The organism is Methylobacterium sp. 1973 (assembly GCF_040545035.1).
GTDB classification, from domain to species: domain Bacteria; phylum Pseudomonadota; class Alphaproteobacteria; order Rhizobiales; family Beijerinckiaceae; genus Methylobacterium; species Methylobacterium fujisawaense.
Genome location: NZ_JBEPLA010000012.1, coordinates 117,819 through 136,163, shown reverse-complemented (window position 1 = coordinate 136,163; position 18,345 = coordinate 117,819). Strand labels below are relative to the sequence as shown.

General features: G+C 68.9%; 13 protein-coding genes. 9 read left to right on the top strand and 4 right to left on the bottom strand.

The features are described from left to right. Positions 1-20: 20 nt before the first annotated feature. The 7 genes from ABIC70_RS21560 (at position 21) to ABIC70_RS21530 (ending at position 9,959) form a co-directional block, all read left to right on the top strand. On the top strand, positions 21-554 hold the full coding sequence (locus tag ABIC70_RS21560; RefSeq protein WP_354441053.1) for a Spy/CpxP family protein refolding chaperone: 534 nt from the start codon (positions 21-23) through the stop codon (positions 552-554). A 93-nt stretch (positions 555-647) separates the two neighbouring features. Further along, positions 648-2,408, top strand: coding sequence for an ABC transporter ATP-binding protein (locus ABIC70_RS21555; RefSeq protein ID WP_279899729.1), 1,761 nt, complete (start codon positions 648-650; stop codon positions 2,406-2,408). A gap of 91 nt (positions 2,409-2,499) precedes the next feature. Continuing rightward, on the top strand, positions 2,500-3,588 hold the full coding sequence (locus ABIC70_RS21550; protein WP_043353724.1) for a branched-chain amino acid aminotransferase: 1,089 nt from the start codon (positions 2,500-2,502) through the stop codon (positions 3,586-3,588). Between the two features lie 243 nt (positions 3,589-3,831). Continuing rightward, on the top strand, positions 3,832-5,640 hold the full coding sequence (locus tag ABIC70_RS21545) for a DEAD/DEAH box helicase family protein (RefSeq protein WP_354441051.1): 1,809 nt from the start codon (positions 3,832-3,834) through the stop codon (positions 5,638-5,640). Positions 5,641-5,774: 134 nt separating this feature from the next. Next, positions 5,775-7,061 carry an oxalate/formate MFS antiporter gene (gene oxlT / locus ABIC70_RS21540; protein ID WP_043353715.1) on the top strand — a complete coding sequence of 429 codons (1,287 nt, stop codon included), beginning with the start codon at positions 5,775-5,777 and terminating at the stop codon, positions 7,059-7,061. 146 nt (positions 7,062-7,207) lie between these two features. Further along, positions 7,208-8,953, top strand: a complete 1,746-nt coding sequence (oxc, locus tag ABIC70_RS21535; protein ID WP_354441049.1) for an oxalyl-CoA decarboxylase — start codon at positions 7,208-7,210, stop codon at positions 8,951-8,953. Between the two features lie 310 nt (positions 8,954-9,263). Continuing rightward, a complete protein-coding gene (locus tag ABIC70_RS21530) occupies positions 9,264-9,959 on the top strand; it encodes an alpha/beta hydrolase (protein ID WP_354441047.1) in 696 nt (231 codons plus the stop codon). Between the two features lie 3 nt (positions 9,960-9,962). On the opposite strand, the gene ABIC70_RS21525 is transcribed toward ABIC70_RS21530, so the two are convergent. The 3 genes from ABIC70_RS21525 to ABIC70_RS21515 all read right to left on the bottom strand — a co-directional run bounded on the left by ABIC70_RS21525 (position 9,963) and on the right by ABIC70_RS21515 (position 12,998). Then, on the bottom strand, positions 9,963-11,141 hold the full coding sequence (locus tag ABIC70_RS21525; protein ID WP_354441045.1) for an HPP family protein: 1,179 nt from the start codon (positions 11,139-11,141) through the stop codon (positions 9,963-9,965). Between the two features lie 83 nt (positions 11,142-11,224). Continuing rightward, on the bottom strand, positions 11,225-12,475 hold the full coding sequence (gene frc / locus ABIC70_RS21520; protein ID WP_043353710.1) for a formyl-CoA transferase: 1,251 nt from the start codon (positions 12,473-12,475) through the stop codon (positions 11,225-11,227). Between the two features lie 55 nt (positions 12,476-12,530). Then, positions 12,531-12,998, bottom strand: coding sequence for a PAS domain-containing protein (locus tag ABIC70_RS21515; RefSeq protein ID WP_374701349.1), 468 nt, complete (start codon positions 12,996-12,998; stop codon positions 12,531-12,533). A gap of 907 nt (positions 12,999-13,905) precedes the next feature. On the opposite strand from ABIC70_RS21515, the gene ABIC70_RS21510 reads away from it, so the two are divergent. Continuing rightward, positions 13,906-15,147 carry a KpsE/RkpR family capsule polysaccharide export protein gene (locus tag ABIC70_RS21510; protein ID WP_043353709.1) on the top strand — a complete coding sequence of 414 codons (1,242 nt, stop codon included), beginning with the start codon at positions 13,906-13,908 and terminating at the stop codon, positions 15,145-15,147. A gap of 48 nt (positions 15,148-15,195) precedes the next feature. On the opposite strand, the gene ABIC70_RS21505 is transcribed toward ABIC70_RS21510, so the two are convergent. Next, entirely contained in the window at positions 15,196-15,777 is a 582-nt protein-coding gene (locus tag ABIC70_RS21505) for a hypothetical protein (protein ID WP_354441043.1), read from the bottom strand. Positions 15,778-15,992: 215 nt separating this feature from the next. Here ABIC70_RS21505 and flhA point away from each other — a divergent pair, with 215 nt between their 5' ends. Next, complete coding sequence (gene flhA, locus ABIC70_RS21500; protein WP_043350527.1) at positions 15,993-18,140, top strand: flagellar biosynthesis protein FlhA; 2,148 nt, start codon at positions 15,993-15,995, stop codon at positions 18,138-18,140. Positions 18,141-18,345 lie beyond the last annotated feature (205 nt).

Sequence of the window (18,345 nt, the reverse complement as noted above, 5' to 3'; positions counted from 1 at the left end):
GCGTCAAGATGGAGGATTCCATGTCCCGCCGTTTGAGAGCGAGCATCCTGGTGACAGGGGCCCTCGGCCTGGGTGTCGCCAGCGCGGCCGTTGCGCACGACCATGGACCCGACGGCTTCCGCGGTCACGGGCGCTGGAGTGCGCTCACGCCCGAGGATCGGGCGGCCTTCACGGATGCCCGGATCGCCGCCCTGCATGCCGGCCTGAAGCTCAACCCCGACCAGGAGAAGCTGTGGCCGCCCGTGGAAGCTGCAATCCGTGACATGGCCAGGATGCGCCAGCAGCGCCGCGAGGCGATGCGCGACCGCCCCAAGTTCAGCGACGATGCCCCAGCGGCCCTTCGGGCGATGGCAGATGCCGCGACGGCACGTGGAGAGGCCCTACGCAAGCTGGCCGACGCGTCCCAGCCGCTCTACGCCAGCCTCGATCAAGACCAGAAGCGGCGCGCAACGATCCTCGCCCGGCCTATGGGCGGGCATGGTCACGGCGGCTGGCATCGCGGCCGGGAGGGCGGCCGGGAGGGCGGCCGCGGCCCGGACGGCGACGACCGCTGAGTCAAAGGCCTTGATCCGCGGCGATGGCGGCGGCACACCGCTGCCGCCGCGCATCCTGCCCGAGGCCGGCGCTGATCCGACCTGGTAGGTTTCATGGCGCGCCTCCGCGGCGACACGGCTCCCCTCCTCGCGCGCCTCTGGCGCACCTGGCTGTACCCGCACCGGGCCACCCTTGCCGTTGTGCTGGTGCTGATCGCGCTGGTGGGCGCCTCGACCGGCCTCTACCCGGCGCTGATCAAGGCCGCCTTCGACGCCTTCGACCGGAAGGATGCGGCGGCCATCGCCTACGGGCCGCTGGTGGTGATCGTCGTCACCGCCACGCGCGGCTTCGCGCTCTATGGCCAGACCGTTCTGACGAACAGGGTGGTCACCCGGGTCGAGGCCGACATGCAGGCGGCGCTCTACGGGCACCTGATCGAGTCCGATCTCGCCCAGCTCGGCCGCGAGAGCCCGGCGGCGCTGACCCAGCGCTTCACCACCGATTTCGCCTTCATCAAGGAAGCGCTGACCCGCATCTCGACGGTGCTCCTGCGCGACATCGCCATGCTGATCGGCCTCGTGGCGGCGCTGATCTGGATGGATCCGGTGCTGACTCTGGTGGCCGGCGTCACGGTGCCGTTCGTGGCCGGACCGATCGGGCGGATCGGGAAGAAGCTCAGGCGGGTCTCGACCTCGACGCAGGAGCAGATGGGAGCCACCGCCAGCCTCATTTCCGAAAGCCTCCAGGGGGTCCGGGTCGCCAAGACCTACGCCATGGAGGCCTACCTCAAGGGCCGCGCCGCGCAGGCCCTCGACGAGGTGCGCCGCCTCAAGATGAAAGCCGCCAATGCCCGCGGCCGTCTCGACCCGCTGCTGGAGATCGGGGGCGGCATCGCGGTGGCGGGGGTGCTCGTACTGGTCGGGCAACGGGTGCTGGCGGGGGAGAAGACGGTGGGCGACTTCACCGGCTACGTGGCGGCGCTGCTGCTCGCCGCGCAGCCGGCCCGGGCGCTGGGGAACCTCAACGCCATCCTGCAGGAGGCGGCCGCCGCCCTCAGGCGCTACTTCGACGTCATGGACGAGGCGCCGGAGATACGCGAGGCGCCCGACGCGCGGCCGCTCACCGTGTCCGCCGGGACGATCCGCTTCGACGGCGTGCGGTTCCGCTACCGGCCGGATGCGCCGGCCCTGGAGGGGATCGATCTGACGGTCCCGGCGGGCTCGGTCACGGCCCTGGTCGGACGCTCAGGCTCCGGGAAATCCTCGCTGCTCAACCTCGTCCCGCGGCTCTACGACGTGACCGAAGGCCGCGTGACCATCGACGGACAGGACGTCCGCGCGGTGACCCTCGCGTCCCTGCGCGCGGCGGTGGCGGTGGTGTCGCAGGAGGTGGTCCTGTTCGACGACACGATCGCGCGGAATATCGGCTTCGGCCGGCCCGGGGCGTCGCCTGCGGAGATCGAGGCGGCCGCCCGCGCCGCCGCGGCCCACGACTTCGTCGCGGCCCTCCCGGAGGGCTACGACTTCCGTGTCGGGCCCGGCGGCGGCCGACTGTCCGGCGGCGAGCGGCAGCGGGTGGCGCTGGCGCGCGCCTTCCTGAAGGACGCGCCGATCCTGCTCCTCGACGAGGCGACCTCGGCCCTCGATTCCGAATCGGAGCGTCTGGTCCAGGAGGCGCTGACCCGGCTGATGCGGGGCCGCACCACCCTGGTGATCGCCCATCGCCTCTCGACGGTGCGCGACGCCGATCAGATCGCCGTGATGGAATCGGGCCGCGTGATCGAGACCGGACGGCACGACGCCCTGCTCGCGGCCAGCGGCGCCTATGCACGCTTGCACCGGCTCCAGCTGTCGGAGCCCGCGACCGCCGAATAACGCGCATGTGCGGTGACACCGTCATGCGCCGGCTCCGTAGATTCGCGCGCCGGAGCGCGCCATAAGGGCCTCAGTCGATAAGGACCAGACCGTGAGCGACCTGACGTTCGAGATCCAAAGTCATCCCGCCCCGCGGACCGCCGAGGAGCGGGCCGCGCTGATGGCGAATCCTGGCTTCGGCAAGGTGTTCACCGACCACATGGTGGTGGCGCGCTACACGGCCGGTCGCGGCTGGCACGATGCGCGGATCCAGGCCCGCGAGGCAATTCCCCTCGATCCCGCCTCCGCGGTGCTGCACTACGCGCAGGAGATTTTCGAGGGCCTCAAGGCCTACCGCACTGCCGATGGCGGCGCCGCCCTGTTCCGGCCCGACGCCAATGCGCGTCGCTTCCGGCACTCGGCCGAGCGCCTGGCGATCCCACCGTTTCCGGAGGATGCCTTCGTCGACGCGGTGCGCAAGCTCGTCGAGATCGACCGCGCCTGGATCCCCGACACGCCCGACGGTAGCCTCTATCTCCGGCCATTCATGATCGCCACCGAGGCGTTCCTGGGCGTCCGGCCGGCCTCCGAATACCTGTTCATCACCATCGCGTCGGCGGTGGGCTCGTACTTCAAGGACCCGAACAGCACCGTCACGGTCTGGGTTTCGGAGCATTACACGCGGGCCGCCCCGGGCGGCACCGGCGCGGCCAAGTGCGGGGGCAACTACGCGGCGAGCCTCGCCCCGCAATCCGAGGCCGCGGCCCAGGGCTGCGAGCAGGTCGTCTTCCTCGACGCGGTTGAGCGCCGCTACATCGAGGAACTCGGCGGCATGAACGTGTTCTTCGTCTTCGAGGACGGCACGCTGGTGACGCCGCCGCTCTCGGACAGCATCCTGCACGGCATCACCCGCGACTCGGTCATAACCCTGGCGCGGGAAGCCGGCCTGACCGTGAAGGAGGAGCCCTACACGATCGACGCGTGGCGCACCGACGTGCGGGAGGGCCGCCTGACCGAGGCCTTCGCCTGCGGGACCGCCGCGGTGATCACGCCGATCGGCACCGTGAAGGGCCGCGAGGAGAGCTTCACGATCGGGAACGGCAAGGCCGGTCCGGTGGCCCAGCGGCTGCGGAGCCTTCTGGTGGACATCCAGCGGGGCAACACCAATGACGCCCATGGCTGGTTCCAGAAGATCTTTTAAGGCGTCTCGCCAGTTCGAACTCATGGCACGGGGGTCGAGCAGGCTTGGCTCGCACCCTCGGCGCGGCACCCGCACGTCCAACCCATCCCCGCATCGTGAAATGGCGCAGCGCAACGGAGGCCTCGCAGGAGGCCTCCGGACGGCCGCGCGATCCCTGGACCGCGCCTGCGAGGCTGCTGGACAGCACCTCAGGATAAGAGGGATCGATCGGACAGACCGCGTCGTGCCACGGCGGTTGCGCCCGTGACCGCCGCGGCGGGACAGGTTCCCGATGCGGCCATCATCGGCCCGTGGAACCCCGGCGTCCGGTCCGATCTGCCGTCCGCCTTCCTGCCGCTGGTGACCGTCTACCGGTCCGAGCACGTCGAGACGCCGCTGCGCGACGCCCTGGATCTGAGCGACCTCTGCGGACTGCCGGCCCGCCAGCTCAGCCGGTTCCGGGCCCGCCGCCTCGTCGTCCACGAGGTGCTGATCCGCGTGATGTCGGACCTGTCCGTGCCGGTCGGTGCGGTCTATGCCGATCTCGGCGTGAACTTCCGGGCCATCGTGTCCACAATCCTGCGCGAGGGCATCGAGCCCCGCCTCAGTGAGATCGAAGCAGCCCTCGCCCAGATCCGCGCCGAGGCCGACGCGCTGCTCGATCGTGAGGTCGCCGCCATCCTCGACGAGGCGCCGGCCCCGCCGCCGCCCGAGCCGCGCTGGCTCGATAGGCTCCTCGGACGCCGCCCCCCGGCGGTCGTGGCCCCGCGCGAGGATCTCGCGACCCGGTCCCTGCGCCATCTCGAGACTTGGCAGCGGCGCGCCGCCGAATCCGGCGACGGCCTGGAGATCGCCGCCTGCGAGGCCCTGCGCAGCGTGGTGTCCGGCCTTATCGCGCGGCAGAACACCTTGATCCGCGACGGATCCCTGATGCGGACCATCGCCGGTACGCTGGTCTCGAACGGCTACGGCAGCCGCCGCATCGGCGAGCTGATCGAGCCCTGGATCGCCGCAGTGGTGGAGGCGCATGGCTATCGCCGGCTGGCGCCGCAGGACTTCCCGGTGGTGATGAACGTGAAAGGGGCCTCGGCCTCCGGCAAGAGCACGATCCGTCCCTACCAGCTCGGCCTCGCCAGACGTCTCGGCATGGCGTGGTCGGACTTCGCGGTGATCACACCCGACGTCTGGCGCAAGTACCTCCTCGACTACGACAGCCTGGGCAAGGCCTCCCGCTATGCCGGGACGCTGACGGGCTACGAGGTCGAGATCATCGACATGAAGCTCGACCGCTACGTCACCCGCAAGGCGGCCGAGCGGCGGATCTCGAACCTGCTCATCGACCGGTTTCGGTTCGACAGCTTCCAGGCCGAGGCCGGCTCTGACGGCGGCGGGCAATTGCTCACCCGGTTCGGCGACCGGGTCTACATGCAGTTCATGGTCACGCCCCCGGCCGACACCGTCGAGCGGGCATGGAAGCGGGGTGAGATGTTCGGCCGCTACAAGGCGGTGGAGGACCTGCTGGCGCACAACGTCGAGGCCTATACCGGCATGCCGCGCCTGTTCTTCAACTGGGCGCTCTCGCGCGACAAGCAGGTGGTCTGCGAGTTCCTCGACAACAGCGTGCCGCTGGGCGAGCGCCCGCGCACCATCGCGTTCTGGGCCGACGGGATCCTCAACATCCTCGACGTGAAAGGGCTGATCGACATCGACCGGTTTCGGAAGGTCGACATCTTCGCCCGCAGTCCCGAGGCGGTGTTCAAGGGCGCCGACCTTTCGGCATCCGCCAACACCACCTTCCTGCGCGAATGCCTGCGCCGGATGGCGATCGTCCGCTTCGTTCAGGCCGAGACCGGCCGTGCCATCCTGCGCCTCGATCGCGGACGGATCACCGCGCTGCATCCAGCCACCCTGGCGGCGGTGAAGGCGGGTCCGGACTGGGAGGCGGCCTGCGCGGTCATCGGCTTCCCGGCCGATCCGACCGCGATTCCCACGCTCGATGAAACGCTGCACCCGACCGACGCGCCGACGCTCGGTGCCTGGGGCCCGATTTCTCCGTCGGGGCAAACGGAATAATATCGCCGCCCTGACAGTTCATCCCGTCCGTCTCAGGCTGGTATATTGCATACCTAGAACGGATGTGCATGATCGTCGGTGCACGAGAGACGCCGCCACAGCAAGGCCGCGCCGCCCAAGAGAGAGGCTCAGGGATGGAACGCCAGGATTCGCCGTCGGCGAAATGGTGGCAGCTCGCCTTCGGCGTGATCTGCATGGCCATGATCGCCAACCTCCAATACGGTTGGACGTTGTTCGTGGACCCGATCGACCAGCGCTACCACTGGGGACGCGCGGCGATCCAGCTCGCCTTCACGCTGTTCGTCGCCACCGAGACGTGGCTGGTCCCGGTCGAGGCGTGGTTCGTCGACCGCTACGGCCCGAAGATTGTGGTCGCGTTCGGCGGCGTGATGATCGCCCTCGCCTGGACGATCAACGCCTACGCCGACAGCCTGGCGATGCTCTATCTCGGCGCCGTCATCGCCGGCATCGGTGCGGGCTCGGTCTACGGCACCTGCGTGGGCAACGCGCTCAAGTGGTTCCCGCATCGCCGCGGCCTCGCCGCCGGTGCCACCGCGGCCGGCTTCGGCGCGGGTGCCGCCATCACGGTGGTGCCGATCGCCCGCATGATCGCGTCGAGCGGTTACCAGGACGCCTTCCTGTATTTCGGCATCGGTCAGGGCGCCGTGGTCCTCGCGCTCGCCTTCCTGCTGCGCAAGCCGTCGACCAACTCGCCGGTCCAGCGCAAGAGCACCCGCCTGCCGCAGACCAAGGTCGACCGCAGCCCCCGCGAGGCGGTGCGCACCCCGGTCTTCTGGGTGATGTACGCCATGTTCGTGATGGTCGCCTCCGGCGGCCTGATGGCGGCGGCGCAGATCGCCCCGATCGCCCACGACTTCCAGGTGGCCGGCGTGCCGGTGAGCCTGTTCGGCCTCCAGATGGCGGCGCTGACGCTGGCGATCTCGCTCGACCGGATCTTCGACGGGTTCGGGCGGCCGTTCTTCGGCTACGTCTCCGACAACATCGGCCGCGAGAACACGATGTTCATCGCCTTCTCGACGGCGGCGCTGGCGGTGATCGTGCTGCTGACCTACGGTCACATCCCGATGGTCTTCGTGCTGGCCACCGCGGTGTATTTCGGGGTGTTCGGCGAGATCTACTCGCTGTTCCCGGCGACCTGCGGCGACACGTTCGGCTCCAAGTACGCCGCCAGCAATGCCGGCCTGCTCTACACCGCCAAGGGCACCGCGGCGTTCCTCGTCCCCTTCGCCAGCCTCCTGTCGGCGGCCTACGGCTGGTCGGCGGTGTTCACGCTGATCATCGTGCTCAACGTGACGGCGGCGGCGATGGCGATGTTCGTCCTGCGCCCGATGCGGGCCCGCTACCTCGCCGCGGAGGAGCATCCCGCGGCGCTCGGCGCCCATCCGATCCGGGCGGCCTGAGCAGCCCCCGCTCCACGACGTCGCCCGAGCGACGCCCAGCCTTCACGGATCTCCCGCCCTCCCCTCCTCCGGGAGCGTGGGGGATCCCCCGCCAGCCGGCGCCCAGAGCCGCCCGTACCGATACCGATCCTCCGGGAGAAACCGTGATGACCGCACTCGCCAAGATCGTCCACACCGCCCCCGAGGTCGAGGCAGAGCCCGAGCTGACCGACGGCTTCCACCTCGTCATCGACGCGCTCAAGCTCAACGGCATCGAGACGATCTACGGTGTCCCGGGCATCCCGATCACCGATCTCGGCCGCATGGCCCAGGCCGAGGGGATGCGGGTGATCTCGTTCCGCCACGAGCAGCACGCCGGCAACGCCGCGGCGATCGCGGGCTTCCTTACCCAGAAGCCGGGCATCTGCCTCACGGTCTCGGCCCCGGGCTTCCTGAACGGCCTGACCGCCCTCGCCAACGCCACCACCAATTGCTTTCCGATGATCCTGATCTCGGGTTCCTCCGAGCGCGAGATCGTCGACCTGCAGCAGGGCGACTATGAGGAGATGGACCAGCTCGCCATCGCCAAGCCCCTGTGCAAGGCGGCCTTCCGGGTTCTGCATGCGGCCGATATCGGCATCGGCGTCGCCCGCGCCATCCGCGCCGCCTGCTCGGGCCGGCCGGGCGGCGTCTACCTGGACCTGCCCGCCAAGCTGTTCTCCCAGGTGATGGACGCCGAGGCCGGCGAGAAGTCGCTGGTCAAGGTGATCGATCCGGCCCCGGCCCAGCACCCAGCCCCCGAGGCAATCGCCCGGGCGCTCGACGTCCTGAAATCCGCCAAGCGGCCGCTGATCGTGCTCGGCAAGGGCGCCGCCTACGCCCAGGCCGACGCGGCGATCCGCAGCCTCGTGGAGACCAGCGGCATCCCCTACGTGCCGATGAGCATGGCCAAGGGCCTCCTGCCCGACACCCACCCGCTCTCGGCCGGCGCGGCGCGCTCGACGGCGCTGAAGGACTCGGACGTGGTGCTGCTGATCGGCGCCCGGCTGAACTGGCTGCTGTCGCACGGCAAGGGCAAGAGCTGGGGCGAGCCCGGTTCGACCAACTTCATCCAGATCGACATCGAACCCCGCGAGATGGATTCGAACGTCGAGATCGTCGCGCCGGTGGTCGGCGACATCGCGTCCTGCGTGCAGGCGCTGCTCGACGGCATGGGCCAGGGCTGGCAGCAGCCTCCCTCCGACTGGATCGAGACGCTCAAGACCAAGCGCGAGGCCAACGTCGCCAAGATGGCGCCGAAGCTCATGAGCAACGCCTCGCCGATGAACTTCCACGCGGCGCTCGGTGCGCTCCGCACCATCGTCAAGGAGCGGCCGGACGCGATCCTGGTCAACGAGGGCGCCAACACCCTCGACCTCGCCCGGGGCATCATCGACATGTACCAGCCGCGCAAGCGCCTGGATGTCGGCACCTGGGGCATCATGGGCATCGGCATGGGCTTCGCGGTCGCGGCGGCGGTCGAGACCGGCAAGCCGGTCCTGTGCGTCGAAGGCGACAGCGCCTTCGGCTTCTCCGGCATGGAGGTCGAGACCATCTGCCGGTACGGGCTCCCGGTCTGCATCGTCGTGTTCAACAACAACGGCATCTACCGCGGCACCGACACGGATCCGACCGGCCGCGATCCCGCCACGACGGTGTTCGTGCCGGATTCCCGCTACGACAAGATGATGGAAGCCTTCGGTGGCGTCGGCTACCACGTCACCACGCCGGACGAGCTGACCCGCGCGGTCAACGAGGCGATGAACTCGGGCCGCCCGGCTCTGGTCAACGCCGTCATCGACCCGGCGGCCGGAAGCGAGAGCGGCAACATCGGCAGCCTCAACCCGCAGAGCGGCATCAAGAAGAAGAAGTGAGGGCGGCGGGCCCCTGAAGCCCGCAACCGGGATGTCTGCACGCCGGCCGGATCGCTCAGCGGTCCGGCCGATCATGACTGCGCGGCACGCTTTGAGGCCGAGCCGCGGGCCCCCTCTCCCGTGCGGGAGAGGGACAGGGTGAGAGAACAGGTCCGTCCGGAAAGGGCGCGACCGGGACGCGCCTCAATGGCGTGCTCGTCCTGAGAGTTCTCGCCCCTCACCCCAGCCCACTCCCGCACGGGAGAGGGAGTCTGGCGCCGCTGGCAAGCCACACAACGCGAATCCAACACCGATCCGACGAGTTCCTGCGATGATCGATCCCGACCTCGCCGGCCGCCTGCACTTTCGCCACCGACTGCCCGGCCGCGAACCCCTTCCCCCGGGCAGGCATGACCTCGGCCTCTTCGCCGAGCGCGACGCGGTGCTGGTGGTTCCCGAGGGCCTCGATCCGCGCCGGCCCTGCCCGCTCGTGGTTCTGTTCCACGGCGGCGGCGGCAGTGCCGAGCGCATCCTGCCAATGCTGGAGGCGCATGCCCGCGCAGCGCGCTTCCTGCTCCTCGTGCCGCAATCCCTCTTCCCGACCTGGGACATCGTCATCGCCGGCCACGGGCCTGACCGCGAGAGGGTCGCGGCGGCACTGGCGCACGTGGCGGACCGGTTCCTCCTCGATCCGGGGCGGCTCTGCTTCGCCGGCCATTCCGACGGTGGAAGCTACACCCTCTCGCTGGGGCTCGCGAACGGCGATGTGGCGAGTCACCTGATCGTCTCGTCGGCCGGGTTCCTGTCGGTCCATCTGCAGGTCGGCGCACCGCGCATCTTCCTGTCGCACGGGACGCAGGATGAGCAGATCCCGATCGACCGGAGCGCCCGGATCCACGTGCCGACGCTGCGCGAGGCCGGCTATCCGGTCACCTATGTCGAGTATGACGGGCCGCACGCCCATCAGCCGACCGTGGTGGCCCAGGCAGTGGACTTCTTCTTGAGCGATCCGCCCGACGGCGTGTGAGCGTCAGGCCAGAGCGGTACGGGCCGAGGCGCGGGCGCGGATCGGCGCCTCGGGCGCGTCGGCTTCGGACAACAGCGCCGGGATGAGGTCCGTCTGCGAGACGATCCCGACCAGACGGCCGTCGGCGTCGACCACCGGCAGGTGGTGCAGCCCCGCCTCCGACATCCGCGGCACCAGCACGGCGATGGGTGTGTCGGGGCCGACGGGCTCGACCGCGCTCATGATGTCGGCGGCGCAGCCATGGGGTGCGCGGCCCCGCTCGGCCGTGAGCCGCAGGCGGCGGCCGAGGCCGAGGCGCGGCCCGGACCGGTCCCAGGCGGCCTTGTCGAGGAGATCCGTCTGCGTGACGATGCCGAGGACGCGTGCCCCCTCGTCGGTCACCGGAAGCGCCTTGATCCGGTGCCTGCGCAGCAGCCGCAACGCCTCGGCCAGCGGCGCGTCCGGCGCCACCGCGATCACGTCGCGCGACATGATCGCCGCGCAGGTGATCGGACTCGAGAGGCGGCCGTAGACCTGCATCTGCACGCGCCGCAGGATCTGCTCCAGGTCGCTGCGGTCGACGTCGAGGAGCTGGTCGAAATCCTCCAGCGCGGCGTCGAGGTCCGAGGCCCGGAAGCCTACCCGGGCGCCGGAGGGCGGATCGGCCGTTCTGGGACCCGCCGGGCGCAGATGCGGGTAGGCGCGCCCCGTCAGGTTGTTGAACAGCAGGGCGGTCGTCAGCAGCAGCAGCGAATTGGCCGCGACCGGCCAGAGCACGAAGCCGTAGCCCAGCTCGCGGATCGCCGGGCCGCCGAGAACGGCCGTCAGCGCCACGGCTCCGCTCGGCGGGTGCAGGCAGCGCAGGGCCATCATCAGGGCGATCGCAACCCCGATGGCGCAGGATGCCGCCACGAACGGATCGGCGATCCACGCCCCCGCCGTGACGCCCACGAGTGCCGCCACGATGTTGCCGCCGAGGATCGACCACGGCTGCGCCAGGGGGCTCGCGGGCACGGCGAAGAGCAGCACCGCCGAGGCGCCCATCGGGGCGATCAGGACAGGCAGCGCCTCGGAGCCCAGGGCGGCGCGGCAGACGAGGCCGGTCGCCAGGATGCCCGCCAGGGCACCGGCGGCGGAGCGCAGGCGCTCACGCTTGCTGATCGGGGTCAGCTCCGGCAGGAAACGGCTCAGGAATGCGCGCATCGGATCCGGGGCTCGCACATGAAAAGGACGGCGCTGGGGGAGCGCCGTCCTGTCTCAGGAACGCTGAGGTCGGGCGCTGTCTATCAGACCGCGCGAGCCTCGTGCATCGCCCGGATCTGCTCCGGCGAGTAACCGAGGTCTGCGAGCACCTCATCGGTGTGCTCGCCGAGCAGCGGCGACGCCTTCACCTCGACCTTCATGTCGGAGAACTTGATCGGGCTCCCGACCGTCAGGTACTTGCCGAGCTTCGGGTGCGCCACCTCGACGACGGTGCCGCTCTCGCGCAGGGACTTGTCCTCGGCGATCTCCTTCATCGACAGCACCGGCGCGCAGGGGATGTCGTAGGTGCGCAGGATGTCCACCGCCTCGAACTTGGTCTTGTCGGCGAGCCACTCCTCGATCGTCTTGAAGATGTCGAAGATCTTGTCCTGGCGCGCCCGGGCGGTGTTGTAGCCCGGATCGGTGATCCACTCCTCCTTGCCGAGCGCCTTGCAGATCGGCGCCCAGGCATGACCTTGGATCGTGAAGTAGATGTAGGCGTTCGGGTCGGTCTCCCAGCCCTTGCACTTCAGCACCCAGCCCGGCTGGCCGCCGCCGCCGGCGTTGCCGCCCCGCGGCACCACGTCGGAGAACTCGCCGTGGGGGTACTGCGGGTACTCCTCGAGGTAGCCGAGGGCGTCGAGGCGCTGCTGGTCGCGCAGCTTCACGCGGCAGAGGTTGATCACCGAGTCCTGCATCGACACGGCGACCTTCTGGCCCTTGCCGGTCTTGTTCTTCTGGTGAAGCGCCGTGAGGATGCCGATGGCGAGGTGCATGCCGGTGTTGGAATCCCCCAGCGCGGCTGCGCTGACGGTGGGCGGCCCGTCCCAGAAGCCCGTGGTCGAGGCGGCACCGCCCGCGCACTGGGCGACGTTCTCGTAGACCTTCAGGTCCTCATAGTGGTGGCCGTCCGAGAAGCCCTTCACTGAGGCGAGGATCATGCCCGGGTTCAGCTCCTGGATGCGGGCCCAGGAGAAACCCATCCGGTCGAGGGCGCCGGGGCCGAAATTCTCGACCATGACGTCGGAGTCTTGAATGAGCTTCTCGAGGACTTCCTTGCCGGCCTGGGTCTTGGTGTCGAGGGTGAGCGAGCGCTTGTTGGAGTTCAGCATCGTGAAGTAGAGCGCGTCCGCGTCCTCGACGTGGCGCAGCTGGGTCCGGGTCACGTCGCCGGCGCCGGGACGCTCGACCTTGATCACGTCGGCGCCGAACCAGGCGAGCAGCTGCGTGCAGGCCGGGCCGGCCTGGACGTGCGTGAAGTCGATGATCTTGATGCCTTCCAGCGGCTTGCTCATGGGGCGTTCTCCCTGTGCGGTTTGGTGATCGGGACCTTCGGATCGTCCGGCGGGCTCATGGCGCCCGGCGGGCCGGATCCGAGGAAGCTTCGAGTTCGGCCACGCGTTGGCGCAGGCGCTTCTCTTCGGCCCAGCGCTCGGTCTCGTCGCGGATCACGGCGACGATCCCGGTCACCCGGTCGGAGGCGTCCCGCACCATCCCCACCGTGAAGGCGATGGAGAGCTGGCGGCCGTCCTTGTGGAGCGCCGGCACCCTCAGGGTCTCCGCCCCGTAGCGGGTGACGCCGGTGCGCATGGTCTTGGCATAGCCGTCCCAGTGGCGGCGCCGGTGCCGCTCGGGGGTGATCAGATCGAGACTCTGCCCCAGCGCCTCGGCGGCGCTGAAGCCGAAGATGCGCTCGGCGGCGGCGTTCCAGACGGTGATGGCGCCGTCCGGATCGGACACCACCACGGCGTCTCCGATAGCCCTGACGAAGTCGGCGAGATCGGAACCGTTACGCTCCGCCTGCGCCAAGCCCGTCACCGGCGACATCCGGCCAACGGGCCAGGGATGAGGCGGATTGCAGAAGTCCGAAGCTGCGTCATCCGCGGCCACCCTCCCTGAACGTCGCCCGAATGAGCGGCGTTAAAATTCCAGTCCGGTCTTGCTAAGGAACCGTGACCAACCCTTTCGCTGGTATTTGGTATGCCAAATGGGGAATTCCGTCAACGCCTGCGGTGACAGGTGGAACTTTTCTTCAACTCGATACCGCGAGACGCGGCCCCTGACGGAGTGCCGGCGGGCGGTCTCGACACGGGCCGAGCAGCCCGGCATTTCGCCCTGGGCCTTCCGAACGCGATCGCTTTCGACACGCCGATGATCGCCGCTCAGGATTTCGGGCTCCGGGCTCGACGATCAGATATGTCTACGGGTATCGACAGTATTTCCTGAATGAGTGCGCCGCGTCTCACTCTGGTCGCCTCGATTACGATTTTAATCTCGGACCGCAACGATTGATGGACCGTCACGCCGAATGATTTCCGTATCGGCTTTTATCGGAAGCTGATCATAAGTGACGGGATCACCGCCGACGCGTCATAGATCCGGCGCCTTAGCGCAGGTTTTCCGAAGCGAGATCGGCTTGAGCGCGGCTTCGTGTGTCTCCGACAGAACGCGGGCACCACCATGGCCACGCATTCCGCGAGGACGACCGGGCGGCTGGATCCGGCAGACTGCCTCCGGCCCAACAGCGATGTGGTCATCGATGGCACGCACGGATTCCATCGGACGAGGCCGCGCCGCGACACGCGCGGAGGCGACGCCGAGGCATCCATAACGACATGCTTTTGCCGTCTCCCCGTGCGAGAGGCGATCGGCGTGCGGATTGCGGCGCGGTCATGATCCCGGTGACGGGTCGACCTTCTAGGCCGGGAGGGCCGGGAATCAGACCATGAATATGGAGATCCGGAAGGCAGAGGGACAGCCGGTTACGTCTGCCGACCGTCAACAGGCGGTCACTGAGTCGCTTCGGCAGATCGCGCGCATGTCGCGCTTCGCCGATCGCAAGAAGGGGATCCGGTCCTATCAGGTCCAGACCAAGAACGACCCCTGGATCCCGGTTCTGTTCGTGCTCTGTTTCATCCTGCCGGCCTTGGCCGGTGCCGTCTATTACGGCTTGATCGCGTCGAATCGCTACGTCACCGAAGCACGCTTCGCGATCCGACCGGCTCTCGGCTCGTCCGACAAGACATCCTCCGAAACCGGGGGAACCGCTTCCGGCACGTCGAACCAGATGGTGGCGCAGGATACACAGATCACGCGCGAGTTCATCCTCAGCCGGCCGATGCTGGAGATCCTCGAGGGGCAGCTGCCGCTGCGCCAGTGGTTCAGCAGCGATTCGATCGATTACTTTTCACGGTTCGATCCCGAAAAGCCGATCGAGAAGTTCGTCCGCTATTGGAAGCGGCGCGTCGGCGTCGAGGTCGAAGGCGGCTCCGGGATCATGTCCGTCACGGTCGAGGCCTTCGATCCGGACGAATCGCTTGCCATTGCCAAGGCCGTCATGAAGGAGGCCGAGCGCAAGGTGAACGACCTCAGCGTCAAGTCGCGCGAGGACGCCGTGGCGGAGAGCGCGCGCGAACTCCGTCTTGCCGAAGAGCGCATGACCAAGATCCGCCTCGCCATGCGCGACCTGCGCAACCGCGAAGGTGTGCTGGACGCCCAGAAGACGAATGACATCAATATCAAGATGATCGCGGAGCTGCGGGCATCCCGCATCAACCTCGCGGTCCAGCTCGCGATCGGCCAGCGCGACCTCGGTCCCGATTCGCGCCGGATCATGGATCTCAAGCAGCAGATCAAGGATATCGACGACAACATCGCCCGGATCGAGCGGCAATCCGCCAGCCAGGATCCCGATCAGAAGCGGCTGCTGTCCGACGCGTTGACGCGGTTCGAGATCCTGGAGAACGACCGGAAGAACGCCGAGAAATACTACCAGCAAGTGCTGACCGCCTACGAGCGCGCCCGCATCATCTCGGCCCGGCAGATCGAGTTCTTCAGCCCGATCGTCGAGCCCGTGAAAGCGGAATCGTCGACCGAACCGCGGCGGCTCCTGATGATCGGCCTGATCATGGCGGGCGCCGGAATCCTGTTCGGAGCCTCGATGTTCGCTCGTAAGATGATGACCTGACCCACGCCCGCCCCGCGGATTTGCCCGGGGCGGATACGTATCCTCGCCTCAGCGGGTTGACTGGGCGGCCGGGCCGATCGTACCGCCGGTCCAGCCCTGTGCCCGCCAATCCTCGGCGCGCTCGTCGATGTCGATCGAACCGGCTTGATCCAGAATGGCGAGGACGCGCTCGCCCCGCGACTCGTCGGCCCGAACGGTGACCAGAGTGCCGCCCCGTCGCACGCCTTCCGCATAGGTCTCGGCTTCGTCGGCGCTGAGACCCGCCGCCGTCAGGCCGCCGATCAGGCCTCCGGCCGCGGCGCCGACCCCGGCGCCCGTGACGGCGGCCACGAGCCAGCCCGCCGCGACCACCGGTCCGAGCCCGGGGATGGCCAGCAGCCCGAGGCCGGCGAGCAGCCCCGCGCCACCGCCCAACACCGTCCCGACCGTCGCCCCGGTGCCCGCCGACTCCGCCGCGTCCGACGGGTGGGGCACGGCGGAACCGGGCGCGTGCGGTTCAGCGGGTGAGTCGGGGCGGTTCGCGACAATGCTGATCTCGGCATGGGGGATGCCGGCAGCTTCCAGCCGGTCCACCGCGTCTGCCGCGGCCTCGTATCGGTCGAACAGGGCGGTCAAGATGCGGACGGCCATCGGATCCTCCCGGACATACCCGGGTCGGAGCCCGGAGACGTGGCGACATCGCGGAAAGCCCGCAAAGGGCTCGGACGGGTCCTCATCAAGCGCTTGCGGCAGCCCCGGTTCCCGGCACCGCCCGCCACATCTTAACGCCGCGCTAACCATCCACCCGGCAGATCTTGCCGAGTGATCCCCGGCCCGTCCGGGGGGAACGGCGACGGATGGAATCGATGGCAGAAGCGGCGAGCGCGCCGGCACAGGCGGGCGTCACGACGGTCCTCGGCCAGCTCACATTGCCGACGCGCGGCGACCTCCACGCGCTGTCCAAGCGGTCGGACCTGCTGTTCGCCACAGGCGTGCTGGGGATCCTGGCGGTCCTCATCTTCCCGCTGCCGGCGGTCCTGCTCGACCTGCTCCTGGCGGTCTCGATCATCATGTCGGTGCTGATCATGATGACCGGCCTGTCCATCGACAACCCGCTGGAATTTACCGTTTTCCCGACGTTGCTGCTCATCGCCACGATGCTGCGGCTCGCCCTGAATCTCGCCTCGACGCGCCTGATCCTCGGGCACGGACACGAGGGCACCGCCGCCGCGGGTCACGTCATCGAGGCGTTCGGCCATTTCGTCATGGGCGGCAACTTCGTGATCGGGATCATCGTGTTCGCGATCCTGATCATCGTGAACTTCGTGGTGATCACGAAGGGCTCGGGCCGCATCGCCGAGGTCGCGGCCCGCTTCACCCTCGACGCGATGCCCGGAAAGCAGATGGCCATCGACGCCGATCTCTCGGCCGGCCTCATTGACGAGAAGGCCGCGAAGGCCCGGCGGGCGGCGCTGGAAGAGGAATCGTCGTTCTTCGGCGCCATGGACGGTGCCTCGAAATTCGTCCGCGGCGACGCCGTGGCGGCCCTGCTGATCACCTTCATCAACGTCGTCGGCGGCATCATCATCGGGGTGGCGCAGCAGGGCATGAGCTTCGGCGACGCCGCCAAAAGCTACACGCTGCTGACCATCGGCGACGGTCTCGCGAGTCAGGTCCCGGCCCTGATCGTCTCGACGGCGGCGGGCCTGCTGGTCTCCAAGGCCGGTGTGCGGGGCGCGGCCGACAAGGCCCTCGGCAAGCAGCTCGCCCATTACCCCAAGGCGCTGGGCATGTCGGCGGCCGTGATGCTGCTGATCGCGCTCCTGCCCGGCATGCCGATGCTGCCCTTCGTGCTGCTCGGCGGCGGCGCCGGCTACGCCGCGTGGCGCATCAACAAGACCGCCAAGCTGGCCCCGCCCCTCGACGCCCAGGGCGTACCGATGGATGCGGCCGCGGTGGCGGCCGCGGCCGCCCCCAAGGAGGAGACGGTCACCGACCTCCTGAAGCTCGACGACCTCAAGCTGGAGATGGGCTACGCGCTCCTGGCGCTCGTCAACGGCGAAGGTCAGGACCGGCTCACCGACCAGATCAAGGCCCTGCGCCGCCAGCTCGCGGCGGAACTGGGCTTCGTGATGCCGTCGGTGCGCATCCTCGACAACGTCCAGCTCGACGCCAACGCCTACGTGGTGCGGGTGAAGGAGATCGAGGCCGGCACCGGCCGGATCTTCCCCGGTCAGTTCATGGCGATGGATCCGATGGGCGGCCAGGTCCAGCTGCCGGGCCAACACATGCTGGAGCCGACCTTCGGCCTGCCGGCCACCTGGATCGACGCGGCCCTGCGCGACCAAGCCCAGTTGAAGGGCTACACCGTGGTGGATGCCGCAACCGTGGTGTCGACCCATCTCACCGAGGTCATCAAGGCCCACGTCTCCGAGCTCCTCAACCACGTCGAGGTCTCGAAGCTGCTGCGCGAGCTGTCCAAGGAGCACGCCGACCTGCTGAAGGAGATCGTCCCCTCGCAGATCTCGACCACCGGCATCCAGCGCGTGCTGCAGTTCCTGCTCGCCGAACGGGTCTCGATCCGCGATCTCGGCGCGATCGTGGAGGCGATCGCCGAAGTGGCGGGCGGGGTGAAGAACCCCCGGGACGTGGTCGAGCACGTCCGCGCCAGACTCGGCCGGCAGATCTGCGCGCAGTACCAGGACCAGAACGGGATGCTGCCGATCATCACCCTCTCGCCGGCCTGGGAGCAGGCGTTCATGGAATCGATCGTGGGCGAGCGCGACGAGCGCTACCTCGCGATGCAGCCCTCGAAGCTCAGCGAGTTCGTCAATGCGGTGCGCGACCGCTTCGAGATGGCGGCGCGCCAGGGCGAGATGCCGGTCCTCGTGACCTCGGCGCAGACGCGGCCGTTCGTCCGCTCGATCATCGAGCGCTTCCGCCGGGAGACACCGGTGATGAGCCAGGCCGAGATCCATCCGCGGGCGCGTCTGCGGACGGTGAATTCGATCTGAGCGCAGACGCTCCCTCGCGACCGGACGGATCGCGGCCCCTGGATGTCGGCGTCGGGCTCCGGAACGCCCGGCGGATCATCGCCTCAGGCCGAACGCGGGAGCCCGTTGCACCCCGCGCGGAGACCGGCCTCAGAAGGGTGAGGCCCGCACGACAGGGCTTCGTGCGCTGACTTCCCAGACCGGACGCGAGCCGCGACGGCGCCCC